Source organism: Rhodococcus pseudokoreensis (assembly GCF_017068395.1).
GTDB lineage: Bacteria > Actinomycetota > Actinomycetes > Mycobacteriales > Mycobacteriaceae > Rhodococcus_F > Rhodococcus_F pseudokoreensis.
In genome coordinates this window covers 5299864-5316876 of record NZ_CP070619.1, presented here as the reverse complement: position 1 = coordinate 5316876, position 17013 = coordinate 5299864, and the positions used below count along the sequence as shown (strand labels likewise).

Here is a 17013-nt window from a genome sequence, read left to right as displayed (position 1 = left end):
AGTCAGACTCGGTACGAGTTCGGCAGCGTGCCGTCGGCCGACACCTGACGGATCATCGCCTTGGCCAGGTTTCGCTGGTGCACCGGTGACGAGCCCTCGTAGATGCGCAGGGCTCGCACGTCACGCCACATCCGCGGGACAGGGTGTGGTCCGACGATGCCCTCGCCGCCCAGCAGCTGGACGCAGCGGTCGGCGACTCGGCTCGCCATCTCGGAGTTGTACAGCTTGGCTGCGGCGATGCGGTGGCGCGGGATCTCGCCGCTGTCGAAGGTCCGTGCGCTGTCGACGGTGAGGGCGCGCCCCGCCTCGAGTTCCGCGAAGCTTTCGCCCAGCGTGGCCTGCACCGCGCCGAGTTCGGCGAGAGGAGCACCGAACTGCCTGCGGCCGTTGACATGTGCCACCGTCTCCTCGAGCATGCGGGTCGTCTGCCCGACGCAGGTCGCGGCGACGTGCAGGCGCGCGTGGTTGATGCCGCGCAACGCCATCGTCAGGCCCTGACCCTCGACCCCGCCGAGCAGATTCTCCGCGGGCACCTCCACACCGTCGAAGTAGATCTCGCCCACCGGCGCTTCCGCGTGCCCGTTCATGATGGTCGGCAACGCCGTCCGCACGCCCGGCGAGGCCGCGTCCACGATGAGCGCCGACACCCCGCCCGCGCCGGGGTCGGATGGGTCGGTGCGGGCGAAGACGATGAACGCGTCGGCCCATGCCGCGTTGGTGATGTACCGCTTGCTCCCGTTCAGCACGTAGACGTCGCCGCGGCGCTCGGCCGTGGTCTGCAGGTGCGCCGCGTCCGACCCGGCCTGGTCCTCGGTGAGCGCGAATGCGGTGACCAGTTCGCCCGCCGCCATGGCCGGCAGCATCCGCCGGCGCTGCTCGTCGGTGCCGTGGTCGAGGATTGCCTGGGAGCACAGGCCGATCACCGTCGAGAAGCGTGACCGGTAGACGCAGGAGGCGCGCGTGAACTCGAACGTGAGCTGGACCTGCTGCTCCATCGACCACTCCAGGCCGCCGAAGGCGCGCGGGATCGAGATGCCGAACAGTCCGAGAGATGCCATTCGTTCGAGGACGCGGGCTGGGACCTCACCGGCCTCGACCATCTCGTTCTCGGCGGGGACGAGTTCGTTCTCGGTGAACTCGGCGATCGTCTTCAGGTAGGTCGGGAAGTCGTAGCCGAGGATGTCCGGGTCGATCATGAGGAAGCCCTTTCCGGGGTGAGTGCGGGGTGGGAGGCGGTGACGACGCCGCTGTCGATCAGCGCGGTGATGTCGTCTTCCGGGAAGTCGAGGTCGCGAAGTATCGAGACGGTGTCCTGTCCGACCGCGGGCGCGGACGTGGACACGGTGCGGCGGTGGCCGTCGAGGGTGAAGGCCAGGCCAGGACTGGTGAACGACGCCCCGCCGGGGCCGGCGACGTCGACGAGGATCTCGGAGGCGAGGACGTCCTTGTCCTCGGCGATCTCGTCGAAAGAGCGGATCGCGCCGCACACGATGTGCGCGGACTGCAACAGGGCGACCGCCTCGTCCCGGGTCATATTCCCCAGCGCCTCGTCGAGGGCGGCCAGCATCTCGGTCCGGTGCGCTACCCGCGCAGGATTGTCGACGAACCGCGGGTCATCGATCATGTCGGGTCTGCCGACGAGATTGCAGAGCGCGGACCACTTTTCGGCCGTGTACGCGGAGAGCACGATCATTCCGTCGGTTACCCGGATGACGTCCGCCGCCGGAGCGGCGAGCGCCTGGCCGTTTCCCTTGCGCCGCGGCGCACGACCGGTGAGCGTGTACTCGCCCCACGACGCGGCCTGCATCGACAGCACCGCTTCCATCAGCGAGGTCTCCACGTGCGCGCCCCGGCCGGTCGACTCCCGCTCGTAGAGCGCCGCGAGAATCCCGGTCGCGAGGGCATTGGCCGCGGTGACGTCCGCGGCGGCAAGCCCGAGACGCTGTGGCTCGCCGTCGGTCTCGCCGGTGGCGTGCATCAACCCGAACTCCGCTTGGGCCGCGATGTCGAGGCCGGGCCGGTGCCGGGACGGTCCGCGGGATCCGAATCCGGTCACGTTGGCGTAGATCAGGCGCGGATACCGGCTGCGTAGGTCGTCGGGTCCGAGGCCGATCCGGTCGGCGGAGCCGGTCCGGAAGTTCTGCACCAGGACGTCGGTCTGTGCCAGCAACCGATGCAGAATCGTCTTCGCCTCGGGCCGGGCGAGATCGAGTCCGATGCTGCGCTTGTCGCGGTTGTAGGCGCGGACCATGGCCTCGCCGAACGTTCCGATGCCGCGGGCCTGATCACCGCGCAGGCTCTCGACCTTGATCACGTCCGCACCGAGATCCGCGAGGGTCTGGGCCGCGCTCGGACCGGCGATGTACTGGCCGAAGTCGAGAACCCGGATGCCCGAAAGCGGTCCACCCATCACACTCACCGTCCTTCCTTGCTCGCGTACTCGGCCGTCATGCGCTCGAGTTGGGTGCGGGCCTTCTCCGGATTCAGCATCACGCCACCGATGACGCCGAGGACGCACACCACGGCGCCGACGAACATGAAGCCGGTCGAATATCCGGCCGCGGCGGTGGCCGCGTGTTCGACGATGAGCCCCAGCGCATAGGGCGCGACGATCCCCGCGACGCTGTACGCAGCGATGATGCACCCGAAGAACGCCACCCGCTGGTGTGCGGGGAGAAAGTCCGACGCGCCGGCGAAGGCCACCGAGAAGGCCACACTGTTGACCGCGAACGCGCAGACCACGAACACCAACTGCACCGGTCCGGGCTCGAGTTGACTGAAGATGATCATGGAGAGACCGCCGAACAACAGGAACGCGCCAGTGAGGTAGCCGCGGGCCACCCGCGACGAGCGGCCTGCCCGCAGCAACCGGCCCGACAGCATGCCCGCGCTCAGCAGGAACACGACCGCGACGACGTACGGAATCGTCACCAGCGTTCCTACGGTGCTCGCGGAGTATCCGAGCCCTTCGTTCATGTAGGCGGGCAACCAGGACACCTTCAGCGAGGAGATCAGGTACCCGGCGAACGACAGCAACACCAGTCCCCAGAAGCTTCGCAGCATCAGCAGGCGGTGGAAGGGCACCACGATGTCACCGTTCGGGTCGTCGACCTTCGTGCCGTCGCCGGTCTTCGGCTCGGGCTTGCGGAACGGCAACCGGTCCGAGTACCAGAGCCAGCCGATCAGCCACAACACACCGGTCACCACGAGGACGGCGAAGGCGGCGTGCCACGACCACGTGAGGATCACCCATGTCAACGTGGGTGCGGCGATCAGCGGGCCGACCGAGGAACCGGCGTTGACGACGGCGCCGGCCGTCGCGCGCTTGTCCGGGGCGAATCGATCGGCGACGATCGACTGGCACAGCGCATGCGCGGGTCCTTCGAAGAACCCCAGCGCAATTCGGCAGGCGATGAGAACTCCGAACGAGGTCGGAATCGTCAGCGGGGCCATGCTCACGATCCACGTCACCATCAACAGGGCGGCGCCCCACGTGTACGAGATCTTCCGCAGAACGGCGGAGAGCGTGACCGCGCCGATCGCGAAGAGCCAGAAGAAGGCACTGCTGAGCAACCCGTACTGACTGGCCGTGAGACCTAGATCGGCACGAATCGGCTTGCTGGCCAATCCCACTGCCGCCTTGTCGGCGAAATTCAGAGTGAAGAAGAGGAACAGGAAGAGGACGATGCCCCAGGCGCGCCGATCGACGGCCCCCTTGGGGCGCTGCCCGATGCCGCGTTCTCGGGACTGCGTAGTCACCATGACGACCTCCGGGAATGTCTCGGCTGATTGAGGGGCACCACCGGTAGTGACTGGAACCACAGGGTGCATGCCCTCATCAGACCGGTTCGCCCGGTGCCGATCAACCAGCAGAACGCGGTCGGACCGTACGGATTTACCTATATCCGCAGGTCACGGTCGCGTCCCTTCGGGTCCGGCGCCTGTGTTTCTTCGGTGTCGAGGAGTTCCGCCAGCGCCGCGAGAGCCGGTAATGCGGCGCCGATCGCAGTACGGTGGTCCGCATCGAGGCGCCCGAACGCAGAAGAGATGCGGCGCTCGTTCGCCCGCATCCACGCGTCGAGGCGTTCGCGGCCTGCGTCGGTCAGTTCCACCTGCACGGCCCGGCGATCCCGGGGATCGGGTGAGCGAACAACGAGACCGGTCTCGACCATCTGCTGCACGAGGGTGCTGACGGTGTTGGTGGCCATTCGGTGCTTGCGTGCCAATTCGACGATCCGCAAACCTGATTCGGAGGAGAGTCGCTGGAGGAACTCGACCTGCGCCATCGGCAACGACTCCCAGGCGAACTCCTCCCGGACGCTCGACCGCAAGGCCCTCCGCAAGCGGGTGATGACCTCGGTGAGGGCCCATCCCTCCCCGCTCCCGGCCGCTCCGGCGGAGAGCGGAATCGCTCGACTGTCGTCCATCCGTTAACCTACTTCTGTTACAGAACTATCTGGTGTCAGATCATTATCTCATCGACACCGACCCCAACCTGCAGGGAACACTCATGAACAGTGACGTAGACCTTCCCCAGCGCCGTCCGGTCGCCGTCTACTCCGTGGGCGAAGAACCGGATGTCCGATTCTCGCTGGCCAACGAACGCACCGCACTGGCCTGGGTGCGCACTGCCCTGGCACTGGTCGCCGGCGGCGTCACCCTCACCACCTTGGCCAGCGTGACCGGCGCCGACCTGGTCGTCCATCTGGTCGCGATCCTCGCGTGCGGCACCGGCGGGGTTCTCGCGGCCGTCGCCCTGTGGTCGTGGAAGCGCAACGAGCGAGCCCTGCGACTACAGCAGCCCCTCCCCGCACCGATCCCCCTCGCCTGGCTGGCGGGAGGACTTGTCGTCCTCTCGATCGGATTGGCAGTGTTCGCCGTCGTCACCACCGTCAACTCGCGATGACGCACGACCCCGGTCTCCAACCACAGCGCACCGCACTGGCCTGGCAGCGCACCGGCCTGTCGGCGCTCGCGGCGTCCGCGGCGATCGGGTTCGCGGCGTACCGCCTGGGCGCACCGATGCTCGCGCTCGGCGCCGTCGTCAACAGCACGATCGTCGGCTATCTCGGCATCCGCCATTTCCCGAAGGGCACCGCACGGGAGACCTCGACGAACGACACCTGGCCCACGCTGCTGCGCACCGCGGCCGTCGTGGCGTTCACCGCCCTCCTCGCGGCCGGAGTCTCCGTCGCCGGGATGCTGCACGCGTAGCAACCCGCGGGGTTCCAACCCAGGTCCGGCCTCCTCGTCCGCGGCAGGCCGCTAGCTTTGCTTCATGGACCTGCGTCAGATGGAGTATTTCCTCGCCGTGGTCGATCACGGCGGCGTCAACCGTGCAGCGGCGGCACTGCGGGTTGCACAGCCGTCGCTGTCTCAGGCGGTGCGCAAACTCGAGAAGGATCTGGGCACCGAACTGTTCCACCGAGTGGGTCGCGGCCTCGTCCTCGCTCCCGCCGGGGAGGCGCTGATCGGACCGGCTCGCATGATCCTGCGGGAGACGGAGGCCGCGGAGAACGCCGTCCGAAGCGTCGGGCAGGTGCGCGGCGGACGGGTCGACATCGCCACCCTGTCGGACATGTCGATGGACCCGCTGTCGGTGTGGGTGGCGAGGTTTCGCACGCGTTTCCCCGACGTCCGGTTCCACATCGAGGAGCGCGACGACGCTTCGGACGTGGTCACCCTCGTCCGATCCGGCTCCTGCGAGGTCGGGTTCCTCGCGTCGCCACCGCCGGGCGAGGATCTGATCAGCGAGCATCTGGTCGAGCAGAAGTTCGTCCTGGTCTGCCCACCCGGAACGGAGGCGTACTGGCCGGACCTCGTTCCGATCGAGTCCCTGTCCCAGGTTCCATTCGTGATGGGTGAACACGGCACCGCGACCCGCGATTACATCGAGAAGTCACTGCGTGCACACGGAGTCGAACCGCGCATCGTGGTGGAAGTACCCCAGCGCGGGGCCGTCCTGCCGATCGTGCTGGCCGGGGGCGGAGCGGCCATCGTCCCGCTGCGAATCGGCCTCGACGCGCGACACCGCGGCGGGGTCGTGCGCGAACTGGTGCCGGGGCTCGCCCGCCCCCTCGAAGTGGTGTATCGGGAGGGCCGAATCACCCCGGCGACCACCGAGTTCCTGAATTACTCCAAGCGGTCCCTCCGTGCCTGGGTCCGTGCCATTGCCGGCCACCGGAGCGAGGGTCACTCGTTGGTGGAGGCGGCCGCGATGGCGGCGCTGGCGGCCGATCACCGAATCCGCGATCGCAGCCGCGTCGACACCGAGGTCCGCCCCAACCTATAGGCAATTACACTCAATTCGGGTGATTTCTGGACTTTGACGTAGTCATTCCTCACACCTTCAATGGAAGTGCGCCACCTCACAGGCGCAACCCATTCGAGGAGGACTTCATGACCGGTTGTGTCCACGTCACCGTCGACGATGCCGTCGCACACGTGGTGATCGACAACCCCGGTCGGCGCAACGCTGTGTCCCACAACGTCTTCGACGAACTCGGCTCCGCGATCACCGACCTGTCCTGCGCACCCGACGTACGCGTGGTGATCCTGGCGGGGCAGGGCACGGACTTCAGCGTCGGCGCCGATCTGGCCGCGCCCGCCGGTGCCCGCACCTTGCGCGGCGACTCGATCGCTGCCGACACCGCGCGACTGCGGCAGGTCAGCTCCACCCTGCACCGGTTCCACCATCTACCGCAGGTGACCATCGCGGCGATCGACGGCGCCTGCGCCGGAGCAGGGTTGTCGCTTGCGGCCGCCGCCGACTTCCGGATCGCCTCCGATCGTGCCGTGTTCAACACGGCCTTCGTGAACGCCGCCCTCTCCGGTGATCTCGGCGGTATCTGGCTGATCACCAAGCTGCTCGGTGGGGCCAAGGCCCGCGAATTGTTCTTGACGCCAGGCAAACTCACGGCACAGGACGCACTGGATCTCGGGTTGGTCACCACGGTGACCGGCACGGAGTCGCTGCACGCGGAAGCCCGGGACCTGGCCCACCGGCTCGCGTCGTCGGCTCCCCTCGCTCTGCGGGCGATGAAGCAGAACCTGCTCCAGGCGTCCACCACATCGCTGAGCGATTATCTGCTCGCCGAGGTGGACCGAATGGTGCAGTGCTTCCACTCCGGCGACGCGCGCGAGGCCGCCGACGCATTTCTGAACAAACGCGTGCCGTCGTTCACCGGCCGCTGACCCGACGCCACCCTGTCCACCTCGCCCGTTCGGAGCCCGCCCATGTCTGAAACACTCACGCGGAACACCGCGGCCGTCGCACCGCCGTCACGGTCGCGCGCCTGGCTCGTCACCACACTGCTGTTTGCGTTCCTGGTACTCAACTTCGCCGACAAGGCCGTGCTCGGCTTCGCGGGCCTCCACATCCAGAAGGATCTGGGCATCACCCCGCAGCAGTTCGGACTCGTCCAGAGCGCCTTCTTCTGGCTGTTCGCCGTCGGCGCGATCGTGCTCGGCGCCCTCTCCTCACGTATCGGGGTGCGCTGGCTGCTGGCAGTGCTGATGCTGATCTGGATCGTGACGATGGTGCCCCTGCTCGGACCGGTCAGCTTCGGCGTCCTGCTCGCCTGCCGGATCGTCCTCGGCTTCGCCGAGGGCCCGGCGTACGCGCTGGCCACGCACTCGGTGCACTCCTGGTTCCCGCCGGAGAAGCGGGCCCTGCCGGGCGGGATCGTGACCGCGGGCGCCTCGGTGGGGCCGCTCCTCGCAGCGCCGGTCCTCACCTGGGTGATCGTCACCTGGTCGTGGCACGCCGCGTTCGGCGTTCTCATCGTCCTGGGCGGGGCCTGGGCCGTGGTCTGGTTGATCTTCGGTAAGAATGCACCCGCGCACACCGCCGCAGCCGACGGCGCCGTGGAACTGGCCGACGCGTCGTATCGAACGCTGCTGACCACCGGAACCGTCGTCGGCATCGCCCTCCTGACCTTCTTCTCGTACTGGTCGACGACGTTGAAAGTGGCCTGGCTCCCTGTCTATCTCTCCGACGGATTGGGGTACGACACGATCACGGCAGGCCGGCTGATCATGCTGCCGTACGCTTTTGCCGCTGCAGGCGCGATCGGCGCCGGGTTTCTGTCGAACTGGCTCACCGTCCGGGGCGTGTCCCGGAGGGTCTCCCGGGGATTTCTGGCGGGCGGGCTGATCGTCGCGGCCGGCGTCTCGATGGTCGCATTCACGCTGTTGTCCGCCGGCCTGCCGCAGATGGTGTTCATCACGCTGGCGTTCTCCCTCAACACCGCTGCCTACGCGGTTGCGTTCACCGCGATCGCCGACATCGTGCACCCGAGCAAGCGCGGACCGATCCTCGGATTCCTGGTGGCGTTCTACAGCATGGCCGGGGTGCTCGCGCCCCTCGTACTCGGCTATTTCGTCGGCAACGCCTCCGACAAGATCACCGGCTACGGCCACGGCTTCGCACTGACCGGAATCCTCATGACCCTCGGCGGCGCCGCCGCCACCTTCCTGGTGCGTCCCGAACACGACGCCGCCAAGCTCAGCGCTCGAACGAAGGAGAATGCAGCATGACCGGACCGTTGAACGGCGTTCGCGTCGTCGATTTCGGACAGTTCATCGCCGCCCCGGCGGCCACCCAGATTCTGGTGGACCTCGGCGCCGACGTGATCAAAGTCGAACCGGTGCACGGCGAATCGTCGCGACTGATCGGCACCTACGGCGAAGCGATCCTGCGGAACTACAACCGCAACAAACGCTGCATCGCACTCGACCTGAAAGACGAGCGCGGACAGCAGATCGCCCGGGATCTGATCGCGTCGGCCGACATCGTCGTGCAGAACCTGCGCCCCGGAGTGATGGAATCGTTCGGACTCGGAGCCGAGGACGTCCGCACCGCGCATCCGAGCATCATCTACGCCACCGTGAGCGGATTCGGCTTGCAGGGACCATCGAAGTACCGTCCAGGACTCGACATCGCGGCGCAGGCCGAGAGCGGCATCATGTGGGTCACCGGCGAGGCGGACGGAGAGCCGCAGCGTGTCGGCTTCCCCGCCGTCGACGCCGCTGCCGGGCACGTGTTCGCCCAGGCCATCCTCGGCGCGTACATCCGACGCCTCCGCACGGGTGACGGCGACACCGTGGAGACCTCCCTCCTCGAGGTCGCCGTGCACCTGCAGGGACCGAACTGGGGCGAGTACCTGCTCACCGGCAACGAACCGATGCGCAAGGGCAACGGACAGCCCACCGTGGCGCCCGCCGCGGACGTGATGCCCACCCGGGACGGCGCCATCGTCGTATCCGCCTATTCGGTGGTACATTTCGCCCGGCTCTGCACCCTGCTCGGCCGACCCGAACTCGCCTCCGACCCACGATTCGCCACCAACGAAAGCCGGGTCCACCACCGCCCGGCGCTCCTGACCGCATTGCGAGCCGAGTTCGCCGAGATGACCAGCGACGACGCGATGGCACTGCTGACCCCGAACGGCGTGGTCGCGGGCCGGATCAGCTCCTACGGCGAGGTCCGCAAGAACCCCGATGTCGAGGCAACCGGCATCTTCATCGACGTCATCGACCCGGACGGCGTCGAGCACACCACGCTCGGCTCGCCCTGGCACCTCGGCAGCGTCCCCCGATTCTCGTCCGCCGGCGCTCCCGCGCTGGGCCAGCACACCACCGAAGTGCTCACCGAATTCGGCTACGCCACCTCCACCATCGACGCCCTCACCGACGCGGGCGTCGTCCACTGCCGATAGAACACGGCACTCGCGGCGCCTGGATGCGCGCCCGCTCGATCACTGCAAAGGATTGGTACAACCATGCAACGCAACATCTTCGACTCCGACCACGACGCCTTCCGGGATACGGTGAGGCAGTTCATCGGCAAGGAGGTCGTGCCCCACATCGGGGAGTGGGAGGCCGCCGGGCTCGTCCCCCGCGAGCTGTTCACCAAGACCGCCGAGATCGGGATCAACGGCCTCCAGGTACCCGAGGAGTTCGGCGGCGGCGGAATCGACAGTTTCCTGTTCAACGCGATCGTCATCGAGGAAATCGGATACGCCGCAGCCACACTCGGCGGCCTGCAGGTCCACCTCAGCACCGTGCTTCCGTACTTCTTCGAATACGCCGACGCCGATCAGAAGTCGAGGTGGTTCCCGGGATTCGCGGACGGCACCCTGGTGTCGTCGATCGCGATGACTGAACCCGGCACCGGATCGGATCTGGCCGGCATGGCAACCAGCGCCGTGCGAGACGGTGACGACTGGATCCTCAACGGAGCCAAGACGTTCATCACCGGCGGCATCAACGCCGACCTGATCATCGTCGTGGCCCGCACGAACCGCGACGTCGCCAACCGGCGTGACGGGCTGTCGCTGCTCGTGGTCGAGGCCGGTATGCACGGTTTCACCCGCGGCCGCAACCTCGACAAGCTCGGCCTCAAAGCCCAGGACACGGCCGAACTGCTGTTCGACAACGTCCGGGTCCCTGCCCGCAACCTGCTGGGCGAGGAAGGCGCCGCCTTCTCGATGCTCGCCCGCAACCTGCCCCAGGAGCGGCTGACGATCGCCGTGAACGCACAGGCCACGGCGACGGCCGCGCTGAACCTCGGCTCCGACTACGTCAAGGACCGCAAGGTCTTCGGGCAACGGGTCGCCGACTTCCAGAACACCAAATTCGTCCTCGCCGACTGCGCGACCGAACTCGAAGCCGGGCAGGCCCTCGTCGACCGAGCGCTCGTCGCCCTCGACGACGGCACCCTGTCGGTGGCCGACGCCGCGAAGGTGAAGCTGTTCTGCACGGAGATGCAGTCCCGGGTGATCGATCGATGCCTGCAACTGCACGGCGGATACGGCTACATGCGCGAGTACCCGATCACCCGGCTCTACGCCGACGCCCGGGTCACCCGAATCTTCGGTGGTACCAGCGAAGTGATGAAGAGCGTCATCTCCCGATCCCTGGGCCTGTGACCGTGGACATCAAGGGAATCAATGCCGTCGTCACCGGCGGAGCCTCCGGTCTCGGACTGGCCACCGCCACCCGCCTGATCGACGGCGGCGCCACCGTCACACTGGTCGATCTGCCCACCTCGGACGGTGCGGCCCGCGCCGAAGAACTCGGCCCCGGTGCCCGATTCGTCGCGGCAGATGTCGCAGACGCCGACAACGTGTCCGCGGCCTTCGCCGCCGCCACCGAGCAGGGACCGTTGCGGGCCGTCGTCCACTGCGCCGGACGTGGCCGTCCCATGCGGGTGCTGGACAAGTCGGGCACGGCCGCCGAGCTCGAGCCGTTCGAATCGGTGATCCGGCTGAACGTGATCGGCAGTTTCAACGTACTGCGGTTCGCCGCCCAGGCCATGGCAGGCAACGAGCCTCTCGACGGTGACCGCGGCGTGTGCGTACTCACCGCATCCGTCGCCGCGTTCGAGGGACAGATCGGCCAGATCAACTACGCCGCAGCCAAGGCCGCCGTCGTGGGGATGACGTTGCCCGCGGCACGGGACCTCGCCGGCGTGGGAATTCGGGTCTGCACCATCGCCCCCGGCACGTTCGACACTCCCCTGCTGGCGAGGGCACGCGACGATGTCCGGGCGTCGCTCGCGGCCTCGGTGCCGCATCCGCGCAGGCTGGGCGACCCCTCCGAGTTCGCCGCCCTGGCCGCGCACATCGTCGAAAACGGCATGCTCAACGGAGAAACCATTCGCCTCGACGGCGCCATCCGAATGGCTCCGCGATGAACACCGGTCCGGCGAGCCCGACCACCCACCGACCATCCAGTAAGGGCAACTGTCATGCGTGACGCAGTCATCGTCGAAGCCGTACGCACACCCGTCGGACGCCGCAACGGCGCCTTGAAGGACATCCATCCCGTGGACCTGTCCGCGATGGTGCTCACCGCGCTGGCCGAACGCACCGGACTCGACGTCGCTGCCGTCGACGACGTCGTGTGGGGATGTGTGGGCCAGGTCGGGGAACAATCGGCGAACATCGCCCGCAGCGCGGTCCTCGCCGCCGGCTGGCCGGAACAGGTTCCTGGCACCACCGTCGACCGTCAGTGCGGCTCGAGCCAGCAGGCGATCCACTTCGCGGCCGCCTCGGTCATCGCGGGCCACGCCGACGTGGTCGTCGCAGGCGGCGTCGAATCGATGTCCCGGGTGCCGATGGGCTCGGCCCGGAAGGCCGGACCGGGCGTCCCGTTCGGCCCCGCGGTGTCCCGTCGCTACGACAACGTCGATTTCAATCAGGGCACGGGCGCCGAAATCCTGGCGAAACGGTACGACCTCAGCCGCGCGCGACTCGACGAGTACAGCCTCGAATCACACCGTCGCGCAGGACAGGCCGTCGACGACGGCCGATTCGTCAAACAGATCACCCCGGTCGGGCTGCCCGACGGCACCACCCTCACGGTCGACGAGGGCATCCGGCGGGACTCCACCCTCGACGCACTCGGCTCCCTCTCACCCGCCTTCGCCGCCGACGGCCGCATCACCGCAGGCAACGCTTCCCAGATCTCCGACGGCGCCGCGGCACTGCTGGTCACCACCAGTGAGCGAGCACGACAACTCGGCTTGACTCCCCTGGCCCGCGTACACACCGCCACCGCCGTCGGCGACGACCCGATCGCCATGCTGGCCGGACCCATCCCGGCAACGCGGAAGGTGCTGGAGATGGCCGGACTGGATCTCGACGACATCGACGCGTTCGAGGTCAACGAGGCCTTCGCCAGCGTGGTCGAGGCCTGGCTCGCCGCGACCGGCGCCCGCCGCGAACGGGTCAACCCCCTCGGCGGCGCCATCGCCCTCGGGCATCCCCTCGGCGGTTCCGGTGCCCGGCTTGCCACCACTCTCGTGCACCACCTGCACACCGAGGGCCTGCGATACGGGTTGCAAACCATGTGCGAGGCCGGTGGCATGGCCAATGCCACCATCTTCGAATCTCTCCCGGCGTAACCGGCAACGCACCGCATCCGGGGCGGCGCCGTCCTCGATGGCACGGCGTCGCCCCGCGTTTCCCGACACTCGAGGAGAATTCCCTGTGACCTTGCCCCCGATCCTGCAAGACCGGCTCCGCCTGCCCGTCGTGGCATCGCCGATGTTCATCGTCTCCGGCCCCGACCTGGTCATCGCCCAATCCACCTCCGGCGTCGTCGGATCCTTCCCCTCCCTCAACGCCCGCCCCCAACCCGTGCTGCGCGAATGGCTCACCCGCATCACCGAAGAACTCGCCAAACACGACGCCAACAACCCCGAAACACCCTCCGCCCCCTACGCCGTCAACCTCATCGTCCACAAGAGCAACGACCGCCTCGACGAAGACCTCGCCACCATCGTCGAATTCCAGGTCCCCATCGTCATCACCTCCCTCGGCGCCCGCAGCGACGTCAACGACGCCGTCCACAGCTACGGCGGCATCGTCCTCCACGACGTCATCAACAACAAGTTCGCCAAAAAGGCCGTCGAGAAGGGCGCCGACGGACTCATCGCCGTCGCCGCAGGCGCCGGCGGACACGCAGGCACCCTCTCCCCCTTCGCCCTCCTCCAGGAAATCCGCGAATGGTTCGACGGACCGGTCCTGCTGTCCGGCTCCATCGCCCACGGCCGCTCCGTCCTCGCCGCCCAGGCCGCAGGCGCCGACCTCGCCTACATCGGCTCCGCGTTCATCGCCACCGAAGAAGCCACCGCCGACCAGCGCTACAAGCAGATGACCGTCGACTCCACCGCATCCGACATCGTGTACTCCAACCTCTTCACCGGAGTACACGGCAACTACCTGCGCGGCAGCATCGAAGCCGCCGGACTCGACCCCAACAACCTCGCCGTCTCCGACCCGACCGCCATGGACTTCGGCGTCGGCGAAGACGCCGACACGAGCACGAAAACGGAAGCCAAGCCCTGGCGCGACATCTGGGGCGCCGGACAGGGCATCGGCGCCGTCGACGCAATCGTCCCCGCAGCGCAGATCGTCGAACGCCTCGATCGCGAATACACCGACGCGCACCAACGCCTGCGCCGCATGTGAAGTCCCGCCGGTGCCACCATCACCGGGCTTCTCGCCGTCGGCCGGTTCATCCGCGCCGGGTGAGGCCACGGACGGTCGGTAACCGGCAGTATCGAAGACGGGCGAACACACGTGCCTGCCGTCGCACGGCGGCTCCGGACAGGAGTGGATTCGCGATGTTGGTTCCGGATACGCAACGGCGAACGTCGGCTGAGCTCGATGAGCGTTTCAACATGTTCACGGGTGACCGCGAGGCGAAGCGGTCCGCGTTCTGGGTGATGTTGACCCTGTCTGCGCTCATCGCGGTGTCCGGCGTCGTCGCGGACTCGACCGCCACGGTCATCGGTGCCATGATCGTCGCGCCGCTGTCGACACCGATCCTCGGTGTCGGGCTGGGCATCACCACCGGGCGGGCCTCGCTGATCGGGAAAAGTCTCCTCGTGGTGGCGCTCGGCGCGGTACTCGTCGTCGTCCTCGGGGCCGGGATCGTCCAGCTGGTGCCCAACACCACCGACGTGCTCACGAACTCGCAGGTGCTCGGGCGGACGTCACCGACACTGATGGACCTGACGGCCGCACTCGCCACGGGACTCGTCGGCGCCATCGCTGCGGCACGCCGGGACGTCGGCGACGTACTGCCCGGCGTCGCCATTGCGATCTCCCTGGTCCCGCCGCTGGCGGTGGTCGGGGTCTGTCTGGGCTCCGGTGCACCGGCCCTCGCGGCAGGCGCTGCGGTGCTGTTCGCGTCGAACGTCCTGGCGATGATCATCACCGCCAGCGTCGTGTTCGTCGCCGCGGGGTACGCGGCCGAGGCCGAGTCGACGGCCGGCAGCAGTCGGGTCAGGGCGTACACGGTACTCGCGGCGGCCTTGGTGGCCGTGGCCATCCCGATGGTCGTCAACTCACTGGCGTCGGTGTGGGCCGGGCAGATCACGACAGCGGCGCAGCAATGGCTCGAGGACGTACCCGGCGCCCAGGTGACCGACGTGTCCTGGCAGGGTCATACCGCGTCCGTCTCCGTCCTCGGCCCGGCCGAACTGCCCCCGATCAGCGCACTCGAGAACTCCGTCGACGCCCTCGTGCCCTGGCACCCCCGCCTGCTCGTCGTCCACACCGTGGGTGCGCGGATCTCCGCCGAATAGCGACCTCGCCTCCGCGGCTGGAGGGTCACATCCACCGCAGGTTACGGAACTCGATGCCGGGGTCGAGGTGCCGCTGAGCGGGAGAGCGAGACCACACGAACGAGTTGTGATCAGGGATCGGGTGCAGGATCCAGCGCCGGTGCGTATCGATTCCCCACCCGCTGTCGGCGGAGGCGGCATGGGGATCCGTTTCTGCCGCAACCGACGTCGCGACGAGCAGCGTTGACCGGACGGGCGAATCGAGGGCGGTGTCGGTGACGATCGCGGCAGTGCGGACCGCCGCGACCAGAGCAGCGAAGCCGACCGGGGCCGCTGTGGCGGCAGGGACGAAGACCGTGTAGCCGGCGGCGTTGACGGAGTCGATGGTGATTTCGCGGGTGTGGCGGTCCGAAACGAGCACGAGGACGCCCGCGTCTCGGCCGACGCCGACGAAATCCAGGTGGTCGGCGATGTCGTGTGCAGGGATTGCCTGGGTGAGGTTTTCGGGCACTGTGCTGTCGAGCATGTCCAGCTCCTGAACGTCCGGCGATTCGACATCGAGGCAGTACGCGCAGCGTCGGTCTATGGAAGAGGTGACGTGCGCGAGATCGGCTGATCGGATGCGGGCGCTACCGATCTCGTCGCACGTCACCCCCGTTGCGACGCCGGACGGCGAAGGAAAGATGGTTCACTTCGCCGCCCGGCGGGTTCGGGCTTACTTGCCGAATTCGGCGGTTCCCACGGTCCAGGCGCGGGCCTGGTCGCTGAGGGTGAAGCCGAGGCCGGGACGGTCGGACAGGTGCATGCGGCCGTCACGGATCTCGAGGTGTTCGTTGAACAGCGGATCGAGCCAGTCGAAGTGCTCGACCCACGGCTCGTAGGGGTAGACCGCGGCGAGGTGCAGGTGGATCTCCATCGCGAAGTGCGGCGCGAGCTGCAAATGCTTCTGCTCGGCGAGGGTGGCCAACTTCAGGAACTGGGTGATGCCACCGATGCGCGGTGCGTCGGGCTGGATGATGTCGACCGCACCGGCCTCGATCAGGCGCACGTGCTCGCCGACGCTGGCGAGCATCTCACCGGTGGCGATGGACGTGTCGAGGCTGCGTGCGAGGTGCGCATGGCCTTCGGCGTCGTAGGCGTCGAGGGGTTCCTCGATCCAGATCAGGTTGAACTTGTCGAAGATTCGACCCATCCGCATCGCGGTGGGGCGGTCCCACTGCTGGTTCGCGTCCACCATCAGCGGGACCTCGTCGCCGAGGTGCTCGCGGACCTTCTCCAGCCGGGCGATGTCCTGCTTCCAGTCGGGCTGGCCGACCTTGATCTTGATGCCGCCGATGCCGCTGGCCAGCGACGCCGAGGCGTTCTCGAGGACCTGCTCGATCGGGGTGTGGAGGAAACCACCGGACGTGTTGTAGGTCTGCACCGAATCACGATGGGAGCCGAGCAGTTTGGCGATCGGCAGACCGGCGCGCTTGGCCTTGAGGTCCCACAGTGCGATGTCGACGGCGGCGATGGCCTGGGTGGCGACGCCGCTGCGACCGACGGACGCTCCGGCCCAGACCAGTTTGGTCCAGATCTTGGCGATGTCGTTGGGGTCCTCACCGATCAGGACCGGCGCGATCTCCTGCGCGTGGGCGAACTGGGCGGGGCCGCCTGCTCGTTTGGAGTAGCTGAATCCGATGCCCTCGTGGCCCTGCTCGGTGCGGATCTCGGCAAACAGGAACGCGACCTCGGTCATCGGCTTCTGCCGGCCGGTGAGCACCTTGGCGTCGCTGATGGGGTTCTTCAACGGCAGGGTGATCGAGGACAGCTTCACCGACTCGATGCGGTCGAGCGTGGCCGCACCGGCCGCCAGTGCCTTGATCGCGGCGTCGGGTGCTGCCAGCGCGCTGGTCGGGCGGCTCGCGAGGGAATTGGTGGACATCGGTGATTCT

At 67.8% G+C, this 17013-nt stretch carries 17 protein-coding genes; 11 read left to right on the top strand and 6 right to left on the bottom strand.

Annotation, left to right across the window (positions count from 1 at the left end; all coding sequences use genetic code 11):
• Positions 1-2: 2 nt before the first annotated feature.
• From JWS13_RS29440 to JWS13_RS29425, 4 genes are all read right to left on the bottom strand, one after another.
• Positions 3-1196, bottom strand: a complete 1194-nt coding sequence (locus JWS13_RS29440; protein WP_206008924.1) for an acyl-CoA dehydrogenase family protein — start codon at positions 1194-1196, stop codon at positions 3-5.
• Positions 1193-2410: a CaiB/BaiF CoA transferase family protein gene (locus JWS13_RS29435; protein WP_241032604.1), complete on the bottom strand. Its 1218-nt coding sequence runs from the start codon at positions 2408-2410 to the stop codon at positions 1193-1195. The genes JWS13_RS29440 and JWS13_RS29435 overlap by 4 nt, the downstream gene beginning before the upstream one ends.
• 5 nt (positions 2411-2415) lie before the next feature.
• A complete protein-coding gene (locus tag JWS13_RS29430; RefSeq protein WP_206008922.1) occupies positions 2416-3762 on the bottom strand; it encodes an MFS transporter in 1347 nt (448 codons plus the stop codon).
• A gap of 137 nt (positions 3763-3899) precedes the next feature.
• On the bottom strand, positions 3900-4427 hold the full coding sequence (locus JWS13_RS29425) for a MarR family winged helix-turn-helix transcriptional regulator (RefSeq protein WP_241032383.1): 528 nt from the start codon (positions 4425-4427) through the stop codon (positions 3900-3902).
• 83 nt (positions 4428-4510) lie between these two features.
• On the opposite strand from JWS13_RS29425, the gene JWS13_RS29420 reads away from it, so the two are divergent.
• From JWS13_RS29420 to JWS13_RS29370, 11 genes are all read left to right on the top strand, one after another.
• Positions 4511-4906 (top strand): YidH family protein, encoded by a 396-nt coding sequence (locus tag JWS13_RS29420; protein ID WP_206008921.1) that lies wholly within the window; start codon positions 4511-4513, stop codon positions 4904-4906.
• Positions 4903-5214, top strand: a complete 312-nt coding sequence (locus tag JWS13_RS29415; protein WP_206008920.1) for a DUF202 domain-containing protein — start codon at positions 4903-4905, stop codon at positions 5212-5214. The genes JWS13_RS29420 and JWS13_RS29415 overlap by 4 nt, the downstream gene beginning before the upstream one ends.
• Positions 5215-5278: 64 nt before the next feature.
• Complete coding sequence (locus JWS13_RS29410) at positions 5279-6292, top strand: LysR family transcriptional regulator (RefSeq protein WP_241032382.1); 1014 nt, start codon at positions 5279-5281, stop codon at positions 6290-6292.
• A 107-nt stretch (positions 6293-6399) separates the two neighbouring features.
• The gene (locus JWS13_RS29405) at positions 6400-7194 is read left to right on the top strand and encodes an enoyl-CoA hydratase/isomerase family protein (RefSeq protein ID WP_206008919.1); all 795 of its coding nucleotides are present in this window, start codon (positions 6400-6402) and stop codon (positions 7192-7194) included.
• 42 nt (positions 7195-7236) lie between these two features.
• Positions 7237-8538, top strand: coding sequence for an MFS transporter (locus JWS13_RS29400; RefSeq protein ID WP_206008918.1), 1302 nt, complete (start codon positions 7237-7239; stop codon positions 8536-8538).
• Positions 8535-9719: a CaiB/BaiF CoA transferase family protein gene (locus JWS13_RS29395; RefSeq protein ID WP_206008917.1), complete on the top strand. Its 1185-nt coding sequence runs from the start codon at positions 8535-8537 to the stop codon at positions 9717-9719. The genes JWS13_RS29400 and JWS13_RS29395 overlap by 4 nt, the downstream gene beginning before the upstream one ends.
• 63 nt (positions 9720-9782) lie before the next feature.
• On the top strand, positions 9783-10931 hold the full coding sequence (locus JWS13_RS29390) for an acyl-CoA dehydrogenase family protein (RefSeq protein WP_206008916.1): 1149 nt from the start codon (positions 9783-9785) through the stop codon (positions 10929-10931).
• A gap of 2 nt (positions 10932-10933) precedes the next feature.
• On the top strand, positions 10934-11698 hold the full coding sequence (locus JWS13_RS29385) for an SDR family NAD(P)-dependent oxidoreductase (RefSeq protein WP_206011779.1): 765 nt from the start codon (positions 10934-10936) through the stop codon (positions 11696-11698).
• A gap of 54 nt (positions 11699-11752) precedes the next feature.
• Positions 11753-12910 (top strand): thiolase family protein, encoded by a 1158-nt coding sequence (locus JWS13_RS29380; RefSeq protein WP_206008915.1) that lies wholly within the window; start codon positions 11753-11755, stop codon positions 12908-12910.
• An 85-nt stretch (positions 12911-12995) separates the two neighbouring features.
• Positions 12996-13979 (top strand): NAD(P)H-dependent flavin oxidoreductase, encoded by a 984-nt coding sequence (locus JWS13_RS29375; protein WP_206008914.1) that lies wholly within the window; start codon positions 12996-12998, stop codon positions 13977-13979.
• A 212-nt stretch (positions 13980-14191) separates the two neighbouring features.
• Positions 14192-15100: a DUF389 domain-containing protein gene (locus JWS13_RS29370; RefSeq protein WP_241032381.1), complete on the top strand. Its 909-nt coding sequence runs from the start codon at positions 14192-14194 to the stop codon at positions 15098-15100.
• A 25-nt stretch (positions 15101-15125) separates the two neighbouring features.
• On the opposite strand, the gene JWS13_RS29365 is transcribed toward JWS13_RS29370, so the two are convergent.
• Positions 15126-15605, bottom strand: coding sequence for a hypothetical protein (locus JWS13_RS29365; protein ID WP_206008912.1), 480 nt, complete (start codon positions 15603-15605; stop codon positions 15126-15128).
• Positions 15606-15794: 189 nt separating this feature from the next.
• Positions 15795-17003, bottom strand: coding sequence for an L-talarate/galactarate dehydratase (locus JWS13_RS29360; RefSeq protein WP_206008911.1), 1209 nt, complete (start codon positions 17001-17003; stop codon positions 15795-15797).
• Positions 17004-17013 lie beyond the last annotated feature (10 nt).